General features: G+C 23.7%; 28 protein-coding genes and 2 pseudogenes. 10 read left to right on the top strand and 20 right to left on the bottom strand.

The features are described 5' to 3' along the window. Positions 1-60 precede the first annotated feature (60 nt). A complete protein-coding gene (locus ABNT63_RS06625) occupies positions 61-657 on the top strand; it encodes a hypothetical protein (RefSeq protein WP_348735015.1) in 597 nt (198 codons plus the stop codon). Between the two features lie 26 nt (positions 658-683). Then, complete coding sequence (locus ABNT63_RS06620; protein WP_348735014.1) at positions 684-863, top strand: hypothetical protein; 180 nt, start codon at positions 684-686, stop codon at positions 861-863. Positions 864-901: 38 nt separating this feature from the next. On the opposite strand, the gene ABNT63_RS06615 is transcribed toward ABNT63_RS06620, so the two are convergent. Next, the gene (locus ABNT63_RS06615; protein WP_348735013.1) at positions 902-1,228 is read right to left on the bottom strand and encodes a S1 RNA-binding domain-containing protein; all 327 of its coding nucleotides are present in this window, start codon (positions 1,226-1,228) and stop codon (positions 902-904) included. A 231-nt stretch (positions 1,229-1,459) separates the two neighbouring features. Here ABNT63_RS06615 and ABNT63_RS06610 point away from each other — a divergent pair, with 231 nt between their 5' ends. Then, positions 1,460-1,585 carry a lipoprotein gene (locus tag ABNT63_RS06610; protein ID WP_348735012.1) on the top strand — a complete coding sequence of 42 codons (126 nt, stop codon included), beginning with the start codon at positions 1,460-1,462 and terminating at the stop codon, positions 1,583-1,585. Positions 1,586-2,062: 477 nt separating this feature from the next. Here ABNT63_RS06610 and ABNT63_RS06605 read toward each other — a convergent pair whose 3' ends face one another. Next, positions 2,063-2,194 carry a hypothetical protein gene (locus ABNT63_RS06605; protein ID WP_348735011.1) on the bottom strand — a complete coding sequence of 44 codons (132 nt, stop codon included), beginning with the start codon at positions 2,192-2,194 and terminating at the stop codon, positions 2,063-2,065. Positions 2,195-2,264: 70 nt separating this feature from the next. On the opposite strand from ABNT63_RS06605, the gene ABNT63_RS06600 reads away from it, so the two are divergent. Then, positions 2,265-2,477: a hypothetical protein gene (locus ABNT63_RS06600; protein WP_348735010.1), complete on the top strand. Its 213-nt coding sequence runs from the start codon at positions 2,265-2,267 to the stop codon at positions 2,475-2,477. 34 nt (positions 2,478-2,511) lie between these two features. Here ABNT63_RS06600 and ABNT63_RS06595 read toward each other — a convergent pair whose 3' ends face one another. From ABNT63_RS06595 to ABNT63_RS06525, 15 genes are all read right to left on the bottom strand, one after another. Next, positions 2,512-4,188, bottom strand: a complete 1,677-nt coding sequence (locus ABNT63_RS06595) for a hypothetical protein (RefSeq protein ID WP_348735009.1) — start codon at positions 4,186-4,188, stop codon at positions 2,512-2,514. Continuing rightward, positions 4,188-5,444 carry a hypothetical protein gene (locus ABNT63_RS06590; RefSeq protein ID WP_348735008.1) on the bottom strand — a complete coding sequence of 419 codons (1,257 nt, stop codon included), beginning with the start codon at positions 5,442-5,444 and terminating at the stop codon, positions 4,188-4,190. Before ABNT63_RS06590 ends, ABNT63_RS06595 begins: the two co-directional genes overlap by 1 nt. Before the next feature lie 13 nt (positions 5,445-5,457). Next, complete coding sequence (locus ABNT63_RS06585; RefSeq protein ID WP_348735007.1) at positions 5,458-5,727, bottom strand: hypothetical protein; 270 nt, start codon at positions 5,725-5,727, stop codon at positions 5,458-5,460. Between the two features lie 15 nt (positions 5,728-5,742). Then, entirely contained in the window at positions 5,743-6,324 is a 582-nt protein-coding gene (locus ABNT63_RS06580; RefSeq protein ID WP_348735006.1) for a hypothetical protein, read from the bottom strand. Further along, complete coding sequence (locus ABNT63_RS06575; protein ID WP_348735005.1) at positions 6,270-6,677, bottom strand: hypothetical protein; 408 nt, start codon at positions 6,675-6,677, stop codon at positions 6,270-6,272. Before ABNT63_RS06575 ends, ABNT63_RS06580 begins: the two co-directional genes overlap by 55 nt. A 12-nt stretch (positions 6,678-6,689) precedes the next feature. Then, positions 6,690-7,622, bottom strand: coding sequence for a hypothetical protein (locus tag ABNT63_RS06570; RefSeq protein WP_348735004.1), 933 nt, complete (start codon positions 7,620-7,622; stop codon positions 6,690-6,692). Positions 7,623-7,634: 12 nt separating this feature from the next. Next, positions 7,635-8,102, bottom strand: a complete 468-nt coding sequence (locus ABNT63_RS06565) for a hypothetical protein (protein WP_348735003.1) — start codon at positions 8,100-8,102, stop codon at positions 7,635-7,637. A 633-nt stretch (positions 8,103-8,735) separates the two neighbouring features. Then, positions 8,736-9,545 (bottom strand): hypothetical protein, encoded by an 810-nt coding sequence (locus ABNT63_RS06560; protein WP_348735002.1) that lies wholly within the window; start codon positions 9,543-9,545, stop codon positions 8,736-8,738. Positions 9,546-9,886: 341 nt separating this feature from the next. Continuing rightward, positions 9,887-10,021: a hypothetical protein gene (locus tag ABNT63_RS06555; protein ID WP_348735001.1), complete on the bottom strand. Its 135-nt coding sequence runs from the start codon at positions 10,019-10,021 to the stop codon at positions 9,887-9,889. An 11-nt stretch (positions 10,022-10,032) separates the two neighbouring features. Beyond that, the gene (locus tag ABNT63_RS06550; RefSeq protein ID WP_338989005.1) at positions 10,033-10,191 is read right to left on the bottom strand and encodes a hypothetical protein; all 159 of its coding nucleotides are present in this window, start codon (positions 10,189-10,191) and stop codon (positions 10,033-10,035) included. A gap of 3 nt (positions 10,192-10,194) precedes the next feature. Then, positions 10,195-10,431, bottom strand: a complete 237-nt coding sequence (locus tag ABNT63_RS06545) for a hypothetical protein (protein WP_348735000.1) — start codon at positions 10,429-10,431, stop codon at positions 10,195-10,197. Then, on the bottom strand, positions 10,431-10,712 hold the full coding sequence (locus ABNT63_RS06540; protein WP_348734999.1) for a hypothetical protein: 282 nt from the start codon (positions 10,710-10,712) through the stop codon (positions 10,431-10,433). The genes ABNT63_RS06545 and ABNT63_RS06540 overlap by 1 nt, the downstream gene beginning before the upstream one ends. Continuing rightward, complete coding sequence (locus ABNT63_RS06535; RefSeq protein ID WP_348734998.1) at positions 10,690-11,184, bottom strand: hypothetical protein; 495 nt, start codon at positions 11,182-11,184, stop codon at positions 10,690-10,692. The genes ABNT63_RS06540 and ABNT63_RS06535 overlap by 23 nt, the downstream gene beginning before the upstream one ends. Then, on the bottom strand, positions 11,139-11,369 hold the full coding sequence (locus ABNT63_RS06530; protein ID WP_348734997.1) for a hypothetical protein: 231 nt from the start codon (positions 11,367-11,369) through the stop codon (positions 11,139-11,141). Before ABNT63_RS06530 ends, ABNT63_RS06535 begins: the two co-directional genes overlap by 46 nt. Positions 11,370-11,426: 57 nt before the next feature. Then, positions 11,427-11,555: a hypothetical protein gene (locus ABNT63_RS06525; RefSeq protein ID WP_348734885.1), complete on the bottom strand. Its 129-nt coding sequence runs from the start codon at positions 11,553-11,555 to the stop codon at positions 11,427-11,429. Between the two features lie 838 nt (positions 11,556-12,393). Between ABNT63_RS06525 and ABNT63_RS06520 the strand changes: the two genes are divergently transcribed. The 5 genes and pseudogenes from ABNT63_RS06520 to ABNT63_RS06500 all read left to right on the top strand — a co-directional run. Next, positions 12,394-12,597: a DUF2649 family protein gene (locus tag ABNT63_RS06520; RefSeq protein ID WP_348734996.1), complete on the top strand. Its 204-nt coding sequence runs from the start codon at positions 12,394-12,396 to the stop codon at positions 12,595-12,597. Beyond that, positions 12,597-13,608 (top strand): annotated as a pseudogene (locus ABNT63_RS06515) (hypothetical protein). Before ABNT63_RS06520 ends, ABNT63_RS06515 begins: the two are co-directional and overlap by 1 nt. After that, positions 13,601-13,999: a hypothetical protein gene (locus ABNT63_RS06510; protein ID WP_348734995.1), complete on the top strand. Its 399-nt coding sequence runs from the start codon at positions 13,601-13,603 to the stop codon at positions 13,997-13,999. Before ABNT63_RS06515 ends, ABNT63_RS06510 begins: the two are co-directional and overlap by 8 nt. Further along, positions 13,999-14,235: a hypothetical protein gene (locus ABNT63_RS06505; RefSeq protein ID WP_348734994.1), complete on the top strand. Its 237-nt coding sequence runs from the start codon at positions 13,999-14,001 to the stop codon at positions 14,233-14,235. The genes ABNT63_RS06510 and ABNT63_RS06505 overlap by 1 nt, the downstream gene beginning before the upstream one ends. A gap of 2 nt (positions 14,236-14,237) precedes the next feature. Then, a pseudogene (locus ABNT63_RS06500) lies at positions 14,238-16,206 on the top strand (spiroplasma phage ORF1-like family protein); the annotation flags it as partial. 20 nt (positions 16,207-16,226) lie between these two features. Here ABNT63_RS06500 and ABNT63_RS06495 read toward each other — a convergent pair. Beyond that, positions 16,227-16,679: a spiroplasma phage ORF1-like family protein gene (locus tag ABNT63_RS06495; protein ID WP_348734993.1), complete on the bottom strand. Its 453-nt coding sequence runs from the start codon at positions 16,677-16,679 to the stop codon at positions 16,227-16,229. A 72-nt stretch (positions 16,680-16,751) separates the two neighbouring features. Between ABNT63_RS06495 and ABNT63_RS06490 the strand changes: the two genes are divergently transcribed. Further along, positions 16,752-17,348, top strand: coding sequence for a UPF0236 family transposase-like protein (locus ABNT63_RS06490; protein WP_348734992.1), 597 nt, complete (start codon positions 16,752-16,754; stop codon positions 17,346-17,348). Between the two features lie 517 nt (positions 17,349-17,865). On the opposite strand, the gene ABNT63_RS06485 is transcribed toward ABNT63_RS06490, so the two are convergent. Further along, entirely contained in the window at positions 17,866-18,684 is an 819-nt protein-coding gene (locus tag ABNT63_RS06485) for a Pr6Pr family membrane protein (protein WP_348734991.1), read from the bottom strand. 157 nt (positions 18,685-18,841) lie between these two features. Next, positions 18,842-19,522: a 5'-methylthioadenosine/S-adenosylhomocysteine nucleosidase gene (gene mtnN / locus ABNT63_RS06480; RefSeq protein ID WP_348734990.1), complete on the bottom strand. Its 681-nt coding sequence runs from the start codon at positions 19,520-19,522 to the stop codon at positions 18,842-18,844.

Genomic DNA, 19,522 nt, shown 5'->3' with positions numbered 1-19,522 from the left:
AAAAATATTTTAAAATAATACAATCAAGTATATTCAAAAAACAAACAAGCATTTAATGGTTTGGGTATTTTTAATTTACGATTAAAAATGTGTGCTGTTTGAAATAAAATACCTGATATTACTAAAAAACTTGTTTTAACAAACAAACAAGAGCGACCTGATTTATTTGAACTTGAATACTACGGATTTGAATATAACGATAATGACCCCAGTATTTATGTTTTACAAAATTATCGTAAATATATTAAAGAGTATAATTTACAAGATTTTTATAATTCCAATACAAAACAGTATCAATTTGATAGTTATTCAATTGGTGTGGATTATGCTAATGGTAGTGAAGACCACACGGTGTTTTTATTTAGTGGTTATAAAATTAATGAAAATAATGAATATGATAAATATTTAATTGAAGAAAATGTTGTTACACCAAAAAACGCAATGAATTTAAATGAAATAGTTGAACATTACGGGCAATGAATAATTAATACATTTTATAAATTTGATGGTTTTGAATATGCTACATTTCATTATGATATTAATGCACACGACTTTATGCAAAAATTACAAGAAGATATTTACCCTTATTTAGGCTATAAAATTAAGATGTTTAAAGCCAAAAAAATCAGACATCTCTTAATAAAGAAGCAGGTATAATCAATCGCGTAACCTGAATAAGAAAAATGTTTGTTCAAGGTAAAATATATGGCATATTAGATAACTTCCCATTTTTAGATAAGTGCATTAGTGAACTAAGATTTAGTGATACCAAAACAAACACACCCAATAGTAAAATGTACCATGACCCATATGATGCTTTGTTTTATGGTTCTTATCCATATCGTTTTAAAATGGGAATATAAAAAGGTTTTAAAAACCTTCTAAAATTTATAAATTTTATTTACTTTTTATTTATTAAATAATTAGTATTTAATGATTTTTCTAAACTAGGTGATTTTTCTTGTATTTTATTACCATCATCATTTTTCAATAGTTCAGGATGACAATTTTTATAACTTAATTTAAGATGTTTTCTAACTGAATTAAAATCTAGTATCTCAACTTCAATTTCATCACCAACATCAAAAAAATCTCTAATATCTCTAACAAAGTAATCTGAAATATCACTAATATGAATTAAACCATCAGCCTTTTCTGCTCTACAAAAAGCACCATAAGGTATAATGTTTGTTATTTTAACATTAACTTTATTTCCTTTTTTATACATAAAATTAAATATACTTCCTTTCTTTAAATGCTTTAATTATATCATTAAGACTATAAAAATCATTTGCATGAATTGGGCGAGCGGTTGATTTTCATAAAATTATGAAAATCACCGCGAGCCTAGATTGACCCTTTCCATATAAATTAAATAATTTCCTTTCAAACTCTTAAATAGTCCTTGTATATATATAATTGTAATTGTAAGAAAATTTTAACGAAAGGAATTATTATAATGAAAAAGATATTAAGTCTTTTGGGAACAATCACTTTAATTGGAACAAGTACAACAAATTTAGTTGCTTGTAATAAAACACAATATAGCGAAGATGATTTAAAAAAAAGAAAAAGAAAAACATAAAATAGATACTACTAATCAAGAAATTAAAAATAACTTAGAATGAATAGCGCCACAAGAAACACCATTTAATCAAATTGATAATAAATATTATTTTGTAGTTTGGCGTGGTGATGAAAATACTAATTGAAGAATTATTAAATTTAAAAATATTAATTTTTCAGAAAGAAGAAAAGTTTTAGATACACAAGAAGATTATGAATTAGCATTAACACGATTAGGAGATAATTTATTTCGTGTTAAAATAAGAGCTATAAGACCTATAACATCTTGGTCACAAGATGATGGAACTTATTTTAAATCAGTTTATCATTGAGAAATACAAGGTCAACCAAATACACCAATTATTGATCCACAAACAGGGCAAATTACAGATTGAAATTTAAAACAGCAAAATAATAACAACAAAAATGATGAAATTAAAGTAACTGTTAAAAACACCGATATTTCAGAAAACCATATTTATCAATTAGAAACAAATTATTTTAACTGATTATCAATAACAAATGAATTAGAAACAAACAATATCACCTCACTTATTCCTGCTGAAATTAAATTATCAGATGGATAATATGGTAAATATTTAACTAATTTAATTATTTCTAATGACAAAATAGAAGATTATTTAAGTTATTTTTCTCAATGATATAAATTACTTTATTCAAAAGCAAATTGAATAAATATGACTGAAAATTTGGTTGAAGATATAATTAAAATAACTTTTTATAGTCATCAAAAACCATTTAATTTAAATCAAATTGAAATATCAGGGATATGGGGTTATGGTAACTATGATATTACAATTTTTACAGAAAAAGAAAAAATTAATATTAATAATTTAGAATTATTTAGTAAAAATAATGAAAAATTATCATTAATTAGATTAGAAATATAAAAAGTCATTTTAATAAATGACTTTTTATATTTTTCTATTCTCCTTCAACTTTTATTTCACCAGTTTTATCATTTACTTCTAACCCAGGAATATTTTTATCAATTTTTCAACGATAAACTGATTTAAAATAAGTTCCATCATCTTGTGACCAAGATGTTATAGGTCTTACAGCTCTTATTTTAACACGAAATAAATTATCTCCTAATCGTGTTAATGCTAATTCATAATCTTCTTGTGTATCTAAAACTTTTCTTCTTTCTGAAAAATTAATATTTTTAAATTTAATAATTCTTCAATTAGTATTTTCATCACCACGCCAAACTACAAAATAATAATTATCATCTGCTATACTAAACGGTTTATCACTTGGATAAATTTGTTTTCAATAATTTATAGGAATAGGACCACTAATAAAATTAAAATATGATGAATTTAATTGAACTATAGAATTTTTAAATTCTCAATAATTTTCTTCAATTTTATTAGGTATTGATAATAATTCAAAATAATAGGGTGTAAATAATTTAATATCATCATTATAACCTTTATTAATTTCGTATTTACTATATGTATAATTTGATAACATATAGATAATTTGTTTAAATCTTTTGACAGCATTATCATTTAAAGATTTATAATTATCTAATTTTCAGTTTTCAAATAGTCCATCAATAACATCTTCTGGTTTTTGTCCTTCGAATTTTTGGCGTAATTCATCCGCTTTATTTGTAGGATTGCCTTTTTCATCGTATTTTGCCCCTTGAAATTTTCTATCATAATTATAACGATATGTTAAAAAATTTAATAAAACTTTATCTAAATCATTCTTATTTACTAAATCTAAAATATCTTTACCTTGAATATAATTTTTTGCAATGCTTCACGGTAAAAAACTTTCGGTAAATCAATATTGAAATAATCTTAAATTAGGGTTTGTTTCAATTGGCATTAATAACAAAGGTACTAAACTAGCATTTTCAATATTTGATGATGGATAAGAATAAACACCATTCACATTTCCTCAACATTTAATATTTCCAAATAACATTGATTTAGGATACTTAATCTCAATACCAGTAAATACTGTATCTTCTGGTAATGATTTTTGTAATACTAAATGAATACTATTTTGATTTTTTCATTTAAAATCAGTCACCTTAACTAAATGAGTAGATTTAATAATATCAACCCCGCCTGGTGAATAAGGACGTTTATATTCTTCAATGATGTAACATTCATTTTTATTGTCTTCACTAATTGGTTCATTAATAGATACTATTTTTAAGTCTAATGTTTCTAAAAATTCTTTGTCTTGTTTTGAAATATTATTAATTAAAATATCTTTTTCATCAATCATTACATAACTTGTTCTATTGTCTTGAATTGTGGTATTTTGTTGAACTTGTAATTTAAAGTTAAAGTCACTAATTTTATAACCAATAATCTTAATATATTCATCTTTATCAATAAAACCAATTTTAACGCTATTTTGAGAGTAGTTTAAGATTGGTTTTTGCTTTGTCTTAACAAGATTATTAATTTTATAAATATATAAGGTTCTGGCACGGTCTTCACTAAATAATTGTTCTAAATTAGGGTCGCTGTACTGCGATTGATTAGCAAAATCTAACGGAATACTATCAATTGAATAGTCAATTGGTTCATCATTTTCTGTTAATTGTGCTAACATTTTTTCAGATGGTTTTAACATTATTCTTGTTCTTCTTCTTCTTCATTAGGTATATTGATAATAGTTTCGTTGTTTTTTAATTGTCTGTTTAAAATAGCATTTACTGGTAAGCAAACATCAACAATTAACTCGTCAATATTTTTAATATTGAATGTTCTACTGTTTAAAATATCATTATCATATTTAATTAACTTAATAATAAATTCAGTTAATTTAATTTCTCTAATATATATCATTTGTTCGTATGATGCGTTTGTTTGAATATTTACGTCAGCAACTTCAACTTGTGTTTGTTGGACTCCCTTAGCAATGGCGGGAACATGATGTCGATTTATTTTATAGTAATTTGTTAATAATCAATCATATATTTTAGTTAATTGCTCACCTTTAAAATTACCAGCAATATAGTCTACTGGTTGAAAATTACTATCAGGGTCTCCTTCAACTAATAACAAGTCATTTTCAATAAATGATGCCAGCATTTTACTAATTTCTTGGTCAACCACACCATTAACTCCATTAGTATTAATAGTAAATTTACCACTATTTAATAATGGATCTAACATAATCTTTTCAGCAATAATATCTAAAATACTAGCAAATTGTTTACCATAACGAGCAGAAGGCTCAAAATTAGGGTTATTAGGAATAATTTGAATTGGAATAAAATTAAGTGGTAATATTTCTTCTCTTTGTAAAGTTGTATAGTTATTTCATTTAGCATCATCAATATATAAGTCGGTAATAGTACTATATAATCGTGTTTTTAACTTTCTAATAACTTTTACTTGTTTAGTTACATAATCAATCTCTAATTTTTCAGTAATAAAAATACTCTGGTCATTTTTAATATAAGGGTTATAATCAAAAGTGCAAGATACTAAATTACCTAATTCATCATACTGGTCATTGTAAAAATCAATAATAATAAAATTAAGTTTTGAATTATTAGCAAAAATAAAATATGCACCCCTACCATTTTTATTAATTTTATATTCGTTATATCAATTCTTATTAGTAAAGTCTTGCATTTTTAAAAATTTATTAATTAATTTAGTGTCTAAATACTTTTTATTAATTGGATTATAAATGCTAATTTCTAAATCACGTGGATTTAAAAAATTAGCATTATCTTCACAAATTCTTTTTTCTAAAATTTCATTATGTTTTTGAATAGTAACATTTTTACGATTAGTAATCGTTGATGCTAAATTAAGATAATAACTATCAATATCATAACTCTTTTTTAATTTCTTTTTTGCTGGCAACAATCCCATTTATAACACCTCTTTATTTTGTTTCTTCTTTTTTAATAACATCTTCAATACTATCTTCTTTTTGTTTTTTGTTATGTGTTTTGATAAATCTAATTGTTTCAATAATCAAAACTATAATTCCAGCTCCGATAAGCATTGCTGAAACAATAACATATGCTGGTCAAGAAATACCCAATGTTTTTTCTCCTATAAAACAAATAATAATTCCTGCGATAAAAAACAATGATGAAACTCCAAAGATTTTCAAAAACATAATTACATCTTTAATATTTACTTTTAGCATAATAACATCTCCTTTCTAATTTACCTTTTTTCTTTCAATAAACACAAATCCCAAAGGTTTAAATGTTACTGGACCATTAACTCCAATATTAATCAATTCATCAGGATTAATAGATAATGCTAAACATGCACTATTAACACCTATTTGATCATATATAACACCTATTGTTTGTTTAAAACTATGCCTTGTTTGTAACATCCCTTGACTTTTTAAATCTCCTTTGCTATTTTTTTCTGAGGCTCAAATTCTATAAATATAATTTTCTTTATCAAAATTAGGAATATTATATCCAGTTTGACCAACTATAAAATCACTAGTATCAACAATTTCTCAATTTGGAACTTTTGGTATAACAATTGATTTTTTTAATTCATCTAAAATTTCTTCTTTTATTTTTGCAAGTTTTTCATCTTTAATTTTTTCTATAACAAGTTTATCTAATAAAGCATCAACTTCTAATTGAGTATAATATGCTTCTAAATCAATCATTGTTAAATCAATACCTTCTTCTTGAAAAGTACGAAACATTTTCTTTAAAGTTGTTAAATTAGCCAATGATTTTGCATAGGTAGGCAATAGACCTTGTCATGTTGCCATAGGGTCATTTTGTGAAGAATAATTAATATCACCAACCTCATATTTGCCGAAGTAAAAAAATCAATTGGAATACGGTTAAATGTTCAATGTTCAATCGTAATAAACACCATATTAATACAAATTTTCTTTAATAATGGGTCTTTAAATGTTTCAAATTTTAGCTTTGAAAATGGATAGTTTAAGTAAGAATTAATCATATTTTGGGCTCTTAAAGCAAATGTTTTAAATCATAATTCTACATCACCTTTAAAGAACTTATTATAACGAACTGGAACTTTTGTAATTTTACCTGTCATTGGAATAAAATTATTATAATTTTCCAAAGTAACATTTTGTCATAATTCATTTAACATTTAATCATCTCCTTATCATTTACTTTTTTTAGAATATATTTTCTTTAATATAAATTTTTTACTATTTAGTAATGTTTTTGTTTTAATTTTTTTGTTTAAATCTTGTTTTGTTCTGAGTTGTTTATATGCTTGAAATACTAGTCCATTACCCAATAAACTAGTAATTGCACTATCTTCTAGCGTATTTAACAATTTATCTTTATTAAAGTTATTTTTAAATTGTTCTTGCATTTTTAATATTTTAGCAATTGTCCGATATATTTTAAAACTATCTTTTACTACTTGCTGATAAGCAAGTGGGGCAAAAGAAACTAAATTAAACAAACTTGTTTTTTTAAATCCTCAACCAATAAACCACTCACTGTTCATATAGAATTTAAACGGTTCAGGAGCCAAAACAAACTGTTCTGCTTTGATTAAAGTTGTCATAACGACAATAGGGACATATTTAGGATTTTTATAATATATTGTTAAAGCAACTTCACCCGCAACTGATAAAGGAACAATTTTAACTGCTAAAAAAACATCAGAACCATAAGCAAAAGGTAATAATTGACCTTTTTTAATAGCCTTAGTTTCAAATTTAGATAATATTTTTTTAGTTTTATCAGTAATTTTACTAATTACTTTTTGTTTAATAGTAATTATTTGTTTTTCAATTGGGGCTAATAATTTTTTAGTTACTTTTTGAATATAAAAATTTGGGTTTAAATGATTTAAAATTTTATTTAATTTAATTGGTGTTTGATGAAAAATATTTAATAATTTATTATTAAATATTTTACTACCCCTCATTAAATTAGCATTTAATAGTAGATTTTTACCAACACCTTTTTTATGAAGATTAGTCATAATGTTATATCACTCATTAGTATTAATTTTACTTATTTTATCAATATTTAATCCATATTCAGACAATCATTTATTAGCATTTTTTTCATTCACGCGTGGTATTTTTTAAACTAATTTAGGACTTATTTTTTGAATATTTTTCTCAATTTTTAATAAATTATTAATTGTTTCTAAATTAGAAACTTTAAAACCTTTATAAAAATCATTTCGGGCTAATTTTCCAATTGTATATAATAAAGTTTCATTATTAGCCTGCTTTGTAAAATCAAATATTAATTTATCAGATAAAATCTTTTTATCTGTAACTTGCCTTACAACATCTTCTAAATTATTAGCAGTTATTACACCTAATTTTTCAAGTAGTTTAGTTTCTTTTGCTAATTTTAAAATTCTAGTTGTGCGAACAGCACGCGTTAATTTACCAATTCCACCATTTGCTGGTAACAAATTTAAAGCGGTACTTTTTGCTGTTACTTCTGATGTTAATTTATCATATATTTGATTTACGACAAAATCGGTTGCTGTTTCTACTCCAAACGAGATAAATGCTGCGGCAAAATTAGATAATCCCACACCAAGATCAACAGCCGAAGCAATACCACCAGTTAAAACTGATAAACCAAGAGCTAAAACTTGAATTCCTAAAAATTATAATAACTGTAAACCAAAACTTTTTTCTTGTTGTTGGATTGACAATCTAGTTGGATTTTTTTAACAGCATAAATAAGGGCTGTTTTAGATGTTCCAATTAGCATATCATTTATCAAACGAAAAAGTACTATTTTTTAGTACTATTAAGAATTTTTAATTTTAACATCAATCGGATTTGTTTGACCAGTAGCGTTGTTTTTACCTTCAATTTGGACAAAAACCTTGGTATCATTTGTAATATTTATTGGTCAATCAACACCAGCACTTTCAATAAAGTAATCAAAATCACTTTCAGTTAAAGAACTATTTACTGCTTTTACTGCTTTTAAAACAACATCTTTAAATTGTGGTTTTAAGTGTTCGGCTGTTGCTGTTGCTGGGTCTGCAACATGAATAGTTGGTTTATCTAATTTATTAATTTTATACTAATATCAATTTTTGAAACAATATGTTTAATAATTCCTTTTGGTTCAACCACTGCTCCACCTAAATATAAAACTCTTTCCATAATCAAAGTATTACCCATTCCAGTACCTAACGCAGCAGCACCAACTCTTAACGGAGTATGATCTTTTTTGCGTAAAATAAGAGGGTCATATTTTTTGCTAAACTTAAAGGCAATTGCATTAACACCATCTGGTAATAATTCAATTGTTCCTTCTGAACCATCTTTATTAATAATTGGTAATTTTTTAGGAACCATATAGTATGTTGTTCCTTCAACAGTTTCATTGCTCCACTTATTGTGATTACACTATTTATTTGATCGTTTGTTCCAAGTTGTAACTGTAATTTATTGCGAATTTCACGAATAAAATCAGCCGAACCTAAAACAATTGTTTCTGATAGAGTAAAGCCGTTTTCATATATTTTATCCATAATTTCATCATGAATTTGTAAAGCATTTGTATTATCTACTTTTTTGCCTTGAATAGTTGTAAATGTTCCTTTATTAATAATTTCTAAAATTTTATTGCGTTTATAAGCAACCTCAGTATCCATTGCTTGCTCAATATCGGCAGCTCAAAGATTAGGATTAAAATCATTTTCTACAGGGTCTAATTTACGAGCAAAAGTTAAAATTGTATCTAATTCAACAACTCCATCTTCAAATTCTACTGTTGAATATTTTAGTAGGTTATCATCAGTATTAAATACTTGACCGTTTGCTCCCAAACCTTCATTATATTTAATATTTTTCTTTCTTTTATATGTTAAACCAAGTTTATTTGCTTCTTTTCACGCAAATAATGCTTCTCAACTAAATTTTTGTTGATAAGTTTGTAAATATCATTGTTCAAATGTTTCTTGGTCTCTTTGTGTTGCTTGATTAGCAATATCGCCAAAAATTGTTTTTGGATTCATATTTTTATTCCTTCTTTATATTTATTAAATACATTGTCTGTATCTAAAATATTGTTTTCTTTGTTTACTACTTTTGGTAAGCCCCCAGTATTAACTTTTTGTACCTTAATTAATTCATCATAAACACTTTGCAATTGTGTTTTAATGATTTCAATATCATCAGTAATATCATAAGATTTTAATAAAACATTTTTAAATTCTTCATTATCAGTTGAAGAATTAATAAAATCAATTACTTCAATTTGTTTTAGTTGAATTGTTTGTTGTTCAATTTGTGAAGTTAACTCAGTATTTTTTGCTTGTAGTTCGTTGATTTGCTGATTATTATTTTCTAAATTACTTTAATTAAATTCTTCAATTTCAGCAGTATTTTCTAAAATAATTTCAGCAGTTTTAATATCTAAACTACCATCTTCATTTTTAATAGGTTCATTATTTTCATTTATAAGAACATATTTTACATTTTTTAATGCCATTGTTTTTCCTCCTATTTTTTAATATTTGTATTTGTTCTTTTTCTAATCGCTTTTTGTATAATTTCAAAACTATCTACTCTAAAAGACAAAAAATAGCGTTTAGTTTTTATATTTAATTGATTAAATACTGATCCTTTAATTTTTATCTCATCATCTTTTTTTAATTTCAAAAACTAAGTTAAAACAAATGGGTTATATATTGATAATGTTGAGTAATTTAATCCTTCTCACTGACATTTAGCCAAACAAGCATCAACTTCGACACCACCAGCAACAAGAGCCTTAATTTTTGTTTTAATAGGATTTTCATGTAATCTAACAGTTAATTCTAATTTATTAACTTTTTTATTTTTTATTTTAGGTTTATTAGTTATTGATTTTTTAGGTAAATTACTTTTTGTTTGAGACATTATTTAACATCCTTATTAGATAATTTGTCATATTTTGAACTGTCAACTAATATTCAATCGATAGAACCTGTTGAATATGGATTTTTGTAAAAATCTTCTTTATATAATTGTTGTTGTTTTAATTCTTCAATTTCAGTACCTAAATTTTGATTAAAATTATGTGCCATATCTATTTGTTGTTTAAAACTATTTGTTTCTTGCTCTTTTTCAGCAAGTTCTTTTTTAAGTGTTTCATTTTCTTCTTTAAGTTTGTTAAATTTAATTGATTCTGTTATTGTCATTATTTATCACTTCCTTTTTTAAAAAATATTGTAAATGTTTTCAAGCATCTAATTTGTGCTCTGTTATTTTAATATTTCCTTTATAAATATAATTTTTCTTAACAACTGGTGATTGTAAAACATAATTTAAATTAAATAGATATTTGCATAAAACTTTTAAACCACCAATGAATTTAGGAGTAGATAATGGATTTTTTATTTTTAAACCTTTGTGAAGTTGAAAATCTTCAATTATTACAATAACTTTATTTAAATAAGAACAAATTTTATTTTTAAACTCATTTAATATTAAATACATATTATTTATTGCTTCTTCTTCATTTTTGGAATTAAAAGTAATATTATTAATTATTTTATTTTGTAAAACATTATAAATAATAATACCAGTTTGACCAATTCCAGCAGGGTCAATTGCAATAATATATTTTAATTTATCTGGTTTATTTTTTTGTCAATTTGTAATATTTTTCATCCATCTGATGTTAAATCTAAAATATCGTTAATTTTGTAATGTTGCATATAAGAAACAATAATATCTCACTTGTTTTCAAATAAAATTAAGTACATTTTTGCTCATTCTAAACATTGCAAATCATAATGCTTTTTATAATGTGAAATACGACAATTAATTAATAGGTTGACAATTAACTCAATCAAAAGATGTTGTTATTTCATTTCAAGTTTTATTAGTATACAAACTTTTATATTCTGTCATTATATATACTCCTTAATTTTTTTATTTGTTGATCAAATTTCATCATTAATATCATTTACTGTTACCAGATAAGCTCGTATCATTAATTCTTGTAATTTATTTTTAATTTTTTTATTTCATTTTTTCATCAAATATTTTCCTTTCTGTAAAAAAACATAATATTCCTTTATTGGTTAATATTTTGATATTTAGTAAATAATTTATTTTAATATTTAATTTAATTCCTTCGCCGCCCGCTTCACTTTTGAAGGTGAGCGGGGGCGGATAGGATATTTTGATAGAGTTTACCCCATACGGAAATAAACAAAAAAAATTACCTAGTTATTAATTACGCTTCATCCATCCCTACACAACTTTATATAAAGAAAATAACCTTTTGGAGCTCCTCCCTCTTGTTTTTTAGTATCCGATATTGTTTTTTTTGGTTTAACAGCACTCTTTTTATGAAAACAAGCCAAAAAACACATGCTCTGACATTTCACAAGTGATTAATCTTGCTAAGAATTAAAAGAAATAAATAGGAGTAGTAAATCCAATCGCTTTCACACTTTCTTTAAAACTTCGTGCCATAGATGAGTTATCCATCTTTAAGCATCAAAATATTAAGTTTTAGTATTGCATTATTCATCAGATAGTACCTTTATTAAAAATGATATTATTAGTTGTTAAACCGAAAAAATATAATAAATCACAGAAAGGAAATTATAAAAATTAACTAGTTTGTAGGGCAAAATAGGTTAATTTTTAATTTTAAAGATACTATCTGATGAATAATGCAAATAAAAAAATCGTTCTAATAAAGCGATTACTTTAATTTGTATTTAATTACTTTATTTATAATTTTTATAAAACCTAAGCTTTTTTTTCGACTACCGATTTTATATATGTTTTATCGTTTGTATTATTTATCATTTTATTTTTTGGAATATTTTTTAAACTTATTCAAAAAATGTGGAGTTTTTAAAAATGCAAAATGATTGAGAAAAATTAAAAGAGTTTTTTATTCATGTCTTTTTGTTTATAGATAAAACAAATGTTGAAAATATTACAACTTTAAATTTAACACAAAATGAATATTTAACTTTGATGATTGGTGTTTGAATTGTAATTTTGTTTTTAACTTGGTTTTTATTGTGAATGATTTTTAAAATAGTTGGGTATTTTAAATAATGAAAAAGTTTGTATTTTTTTTAAAAAATTATTGTTATATTAGCGGTTCAATGGTTTTGTTTAGTTTAATTGATTTATTATTTTGAATTATTTCTTTAAATTACACCGGCTTAGTATTTTGACTATTATTTGTTTTACAATGTGTATATTTTTTTGGTGATTATGAAAAAATATTTTTTATCAGTTAAATGCATTTAGGTTAGTTGATTTTGTTTGAGATAACCCTTTGTCAGTTATCATTGGTAAGTTAGGAACAGGTAAAACATTACTTTTAAATTATTTGTCTCAGTCTATGAAACTTTTAACGAATAAAATTTATAGTAATTATCCAATTGAAGATGATTCAATAAAACTTTTAACTTTTAATAATTTGGATTTTACTGATCGAACAAAACCAGTTCCTCCAGATGATAGTGTTATTTTATTTGATGAAAGTTATTTATATATTGATGGAACTAGTCCGCACGATGAGAAAAAAGTTAATAGTGGTAAGATACCGTGAATTGTTTTAGCAAGACATTTTGGACATCGTGCTTTGTTTACTGCTCAGCGTGAGAGTATGATTTGAAATAATATTAGGCAATTAGCAAGTGGTATTATTATTCCAATTTCACTTAAAAAATCAATTGTTAAAAAAGGATTTAATATTTTTAATCGTTTTTTATTATGCGAATTGGTATTTTTCAAGATATTACTGATTATGAAATTTGAAAAACTGAGTCTGTTAAAAGAACAGCCGAAGATAAACGTGCAAAACATAGATCTGATGTCGGATTAGGAATTCGGTTTTTTAAGATAATTATTCCGCTTGAATTTGATAATAAATACGATAGTTATTGATTAAGTTTTGTTCGTTATTTGAAAAACGATGAGGTTGTTAATAAAAAAGAATACTTTTGAAAAGATATATCAAAATTAAATAATAAACAACGCTTATAATTGTTTGATATTGATATTTTGAAAAAGAATTTAAAACCTAAAAAAGAAAAAGGAAGTGGTAAATATGATTAATTTATTATCAGAAAGTAGTAATTGAGACAAAATTTTTAGTTTTATTTTTGATGTATTTTTGTTTATTTTTGATGTGATTTGAAATACTAAATTGCCAATGACAAAAACAACGATTGCTTATTTTGTGATCTTTTTTATGGTTATTAAATTATCAATTTATGCTATTCATGGTACATCAACACAATATAATGAATTAGGTTCAACTGTTCAAAATAGTACATCAAAATTATATTCTTCAACAGCTCGTGGAGTTTTAGATACCAAACAAGGTATACAAAAACATGTTGAAGAACGTAAACAATTTAAAATTAATCGTAATAAACAACAATTATCAAGTTTAGCTAGGCAAGCAAAAACAAGAGAACAAGGATATCGAAGGGTGAATAAATAATGATTAGATTAGTTTTTTTAGTTGTGGCAATCGTTATATTTGGAACCGGATTTATTACGGTTATTATTAATCAGTTGACATCAGCAAAAAATATTATTATGGATTTATATAATTCTGATACTTTTTTATTTTCTTTGTTTGGCAAAATGGCAATTTTATTTAGTCATCTACTAATGTTAACGATATCAAGTTTATATATAGTTGGGTTTATTGTTTCAAAAACATTCTATAGTTAGGAAATGATAAGTGATATTTAGATTTTTTAAAAGATAGTTATTCAACGGGAATTTCATTTGATAAACCTAGTCATGAGTTTATGGATTTATATAAAAATTGAGATGTTTATGCTAAACAATATAGTATTGATAAATTTTATGATGTTGATAAGAAACAATTTTTAAAAGAATTAACAAATTTTTCGTATTCATTTGCAAAATATTTTATTACTGTTGAAATTATAAATAAATTAGAAAAAAGTATTGATAATTTGCAACAAGTTAATTTAAAGTTTCAAAATTGAAAAGTAGTTAATAATTCTAAGGAAAATTTACAAAAAGAAATTAATGTAAAAAATGATAAATGATATATAACAATAGGAAGAAATAAAAGAGGCAATCCTTTATATAATTCTGTTGTTAAATTTAATTCAAAATGAGATGTTTTAACTGTGAGTGGTAATATATCATTTGGCAATGATAATTATTATTCTTTAAAAGATATTAAAAGTATTTATCGTTGAGATGGAACTAATGAACCACAAACACCAGATGTTGATAAAGATACTGGTAGTGTTATTTTTTGGACTGATACTAATTATCAAAATACTCGTTCTTTTTTATTAAAATATATTAATGCTATTGTGCAAGAAAATATTCGAGTTCAACAAGGTGGTAATCTAGATTATGATGATCCAAATTTAGGTAGTCAAAGAATAATATTTGATTTTGAAATTATTAATAATTTGAATAAGTCTAGTATTGGTACTATTTTAACTAAAAAATCAATTTATCGAATGATTTTAACGATTGATGAACGAAAAAATATTATTGCTGGGAGTTTAGAGTTAACACATCTTAAACAATATTGAAATGGATATGATTATAATAATTATCGGTATACTGATGATTTAGGTTTTTTATTTTCTTTTATGAAAGATAAAGGAAAATACATTTAATTTTAGTGCTGAAAATTATAATTATTATCAAGGTAATACTCCTAATACTGGTAAAGAGATTTTTGAACAGATGAAAGGTCAAATTGATATTAATAAATTTTTAAAAGCATTTTTTGCTCATGCTTTAGTTCCAGTATTTCAAAATCGTAGTAATTTTATTGAAAGTGGATATATTGATAATTTACAATATGATACGGTTTTAATTAACTTTTTTGGTTTAAAATTAGTTAATTTTACAGATGTTTTAATTGAGGAAAGCAATATTAATAAAACTCAATTTGAAAAATTATTAAATAGTATGTTTACGGTTTCTCAAAATTTTTATAAAGATTATTTACGAACAATTTTTGATTTAGAAAATAATATTTATGTACAAGAATATAATAAAAAATATGGTTTATTAGCGAATAATGGTTTTAAAATTTATCCACGTTACTTTTATTTTTCTGATAAATACAAACAATTAGATATTAAATTGTATTCAGCATTTAAAAATCGGTTTTATAATACAAATTATGGAGGTGTATTTAACTATGATTTTTCAGTTTCAAATGATTATAATATTAATCAAAATGAAGGATATGTTTTTGAAGGTGTTTTAAAAGATAAATATGGTTTAAAATATAAGAAAATGGAAGAACAAAAAATCGGTTATAATGTTTTTGAATTACAAGCACAAAAAGATAATTATATGTATCGTTATTATGATTTTAATTTTGGGATTTATAATTGACAAGAAATTAATAACGGTGGATTATTCCCTGATAGTCAATGATGACAAGCACAATATGAAAGTTGTAGTTGATATAATTTAGCGTGTCATATCAGAAATGCGGCAATTTGAATAGTTAATAATATTCCTGGTATAAAACAAGTAAACGAATTAGCCAGTGGCGTTGGTAAGATTTTTCAAACAATATATACTTTTTTTAATCAAACATTTGAGGTATGAAAATTTAGTCCAGCATTATATAATACAACAACAAATATATTTTTATTAATTATTTTTATGAAATTTGTACGATTAATATAAAAAGGACTAATAAAGTCCTTTTATTCTTTTCAATCTATAATTTTACCAGTATCTTTATCAACATCTGGTGTTTGTGGTTCATTAGTTCCATCTCAACGATAAATACTTTTAATATCTTTTAAAGAATAATAATTATCATTACCAAATGATATATTACCACTCACAGTTAAAACATCTCATTTTGAATTAAATTTAACAACAGAATTATATAAAGGATTGCCTCTTTTATTTCTTCCTATTGCTATATATCATTTATTATTTTTTACATTAATTTCTTTTTGTAAATTTTCCTTAAAATTATTAACTAATTTTCAATTACTTTCAACTGGCGGTTCTTGTGGTTTATTAGGTTCTGGTTTATTATTTCCGTTTTCGCTATTATTATTTGGCTTAGGTTTATCACAAGCAACTAAATTTGTTGTACTTGTTGCTGTTAATCCGATTGCTCCTAAAATACTTAATAACTTTTTCATATATTTATTCCTTTTTGTAAAATGTTATAATTACTTTAATTATACTATACATTAACGAAAGAAAATAATAAAATGTTTAATTTTAATAAATTTAGTGCAAATATTTATGAAAATGCTTTAAATCAGTTAAAAGAAAAGATAGAAAGAATTGATAATATAATTTTTAAAAAACGAGATAAAATAAAATATTTTGTAAAAGAAATAAAAACTAGAAAAATTAAAACAGAATTTGGAATATTAATTTATAAGAGAAGAATTTACAAATATTTTTATAAGGGTAAGTGAAAATATGTTCCTCTTGTTGATAAACAATTTGAAGTTGAAAAATGACAAAGAATAATTAATGATTTAAAATTAAAAATAATTGCTGAAATAGTAAAAAATAAAAGATATAGTGATATATTAGATATGTTTAATTGTAAATTGCATTTTTCATCTGTTTCGCGTATTTTACGAAAAGCATTAATAAAAAGAAAAGATAAAAAAATAGATTTAAAAAATTGAGAAAATTTATATATCAATTTGGATGATGCACATGTAACTTTAAAAAATAAAAATAATAAATCTTATTTGCAAACTGTTAGAATAATTTCATTTAATACTGGAAAAGAAAATAATAAATCTTTAAATAAAAAATATTGTTATTTTTTTCTTAATAAGAAAACTTAAGGAGCAGAATTTAATGCTTTATTTATTAAAAAACAAATTCAAAAATTTTTTAAAAATTATAAAAATATTAAATTAATTATTGGTGGAGATAGTGCTAAATGAATTAAAAAAAACTGCTAAAATTTTAGATGGTATGTTTATATTTGATAGATTTAATGCAATAAGAGAATTAAAGAATAATATATATTGTTAAAAATTATTTACACGCAAAGGAATTATTTTTACAAGGAAAATACGACGAATTTATAACTTTTTTAAAATCATTACAGAATGAAAGAATTAAATTAAGGTATTTTATTAATTTAAAAAATGGTATTTTAAATCAAAATAAAGAGTGAAATATTGGTGTATCTGCTGAAAGTTATGTTTCAAGAGTTGTAAAATCTTGTTTGGGATATGAGAATAAAACATTTTTATTTTCAACATTTAAAAATATTTTGGATTTAAAAATTATAAGATTTAATTTTAGTTAATTTAAAATAATTTAATTTTAGTTTTTAAACTATTTTTTAGTATGTTAAAATATGAAATTATTTTTTGTATTTTTATTTTTTTGTGTTATTATTTTTTTTATAAAAGAAAAAAGTTTCTTGTTTTTAAATAAATTAAATAATACCCGTTTATATGCAACACTCTCAAAATTTTTTGCTTGTTGATAACGTTTTGTAACTTTTAACATACTAAAATGATATAAGCCTCCAAAAGCAGCAATAATCCCTGAAATTAAAATAATAGCAATTATAAATCAAACAATACCAGGTAGATCTTGTACTTTTGGATTTGTAATTTGTAAAAAGAAATATTGATATGCAATCTTTAGATGCATTCCACTATATTCACATAATATTCCTTTAATAACTCCATAAACACCATATAAAATTGGATAAATAAAATATCACCCTAATTTTTGTCGATAAAATTGTTTTGTTAAAACTAATGGTGACTGATTAGCAAAGATAACAATATAAATAATTGTTAATACTGGTACAACAGCATGCAGAATAATTTGCTCTGTTCACTTTAGAGGCCCTCACATTAAATCTTTATTTTTTAAGATTGCTGGTAATAATACGAAATTGTAAATTAAACAAGTAACGGTAATATACACAGCAACTGATAATGATAAATATGTTTTTAATAGTTTAATAATTCCTTCTTGCCGATGGCAAATAATTGCAATTACAAATCAAATTAATACTAAAAAATTTGATTGTGTTGTAAAAAATGAAATTCATCATATTGTGTAACCAGCATAATTTCAATGACTAATTGCGCCTGTTTGATCATAAACAGCTCATAAATATGTTGCTTGGTTATTACTGTCCGTCACAATCATTTTGTTTAAATGCAATAAATTAGTTAAATAATTAGTTAATAATCCAAATAAAGCAACTAATGCAACAATTATTTTGAATCAAAACCGTCAGTCACGACATTTAATCCCTCTTTCTATTTGATAACATTGTTTAAATTATATCTTAATTTTTAATTTTTTATTCTTGATTATTAAATAATTCTGCTGAAATTAATTCACAAATTAAAATTCCTGCTTGTGATAAATTTTGTTTAAATTGTATTGTTGAACTTTTCTTATTTGCTTGTAAATAATCTGTAACAATTTTAATACTAATAATTGGAATTTGATAATTTAAAGCAACTTGAAAAAAAGCACAACCTTCCATATCAACTACATCAATCTTATTTTTAAATTTATTTTTAATATGCTCAAAATATTCTATTTTATCAATAAAAATATCACTACTGCCTAAAACTGCTGTTTGAATGTGTGGCATTTTTGTTGTAATTGTAGCTATTAATTTTTTATCACTATAATAACTAGGTAATTCGCCAGGGATTTGCCCCATTGCATAACCAAACTCTTGGGCATTAGCAAAAGTATAGTAAGCTTCCGTAATTGCTAAAACTGATAATGGTTTAAAATTTGGTTTTAAAGTCCCAACTGTTCCAAGATTATAAACTGTTTTAATTACATAATCTTTAAGTAAGGTTGTTAAAGTCATAGCAGCATTAACTAACCCAATTTTGCTAATTGCAAATAATCAATTATCTTTTTGATATACTTCAATCTGGGTATATTTATCAACTATTGTTGGTTTTAAAACATTTAAAGTTGCTGCCAATTCCTCTTTCATTGCACTAATAATTAAATTCAT

Origin of the sequence: Spiroplasma endosymbiont of Ammophila pubescens (assembly GCF_964020965.1) — a bacterium.
Lineage (GTDB): Bacteria > Bacillota_I > Bacilli_A > Mycoplasmatales > Mycoplasmataceae > Spiroplasma.
The sequence above is the reverse complement of the archived record's forward strand: the minus strand, read 5'-3'. Positions and strand labels throughout refer to the sequence as shown.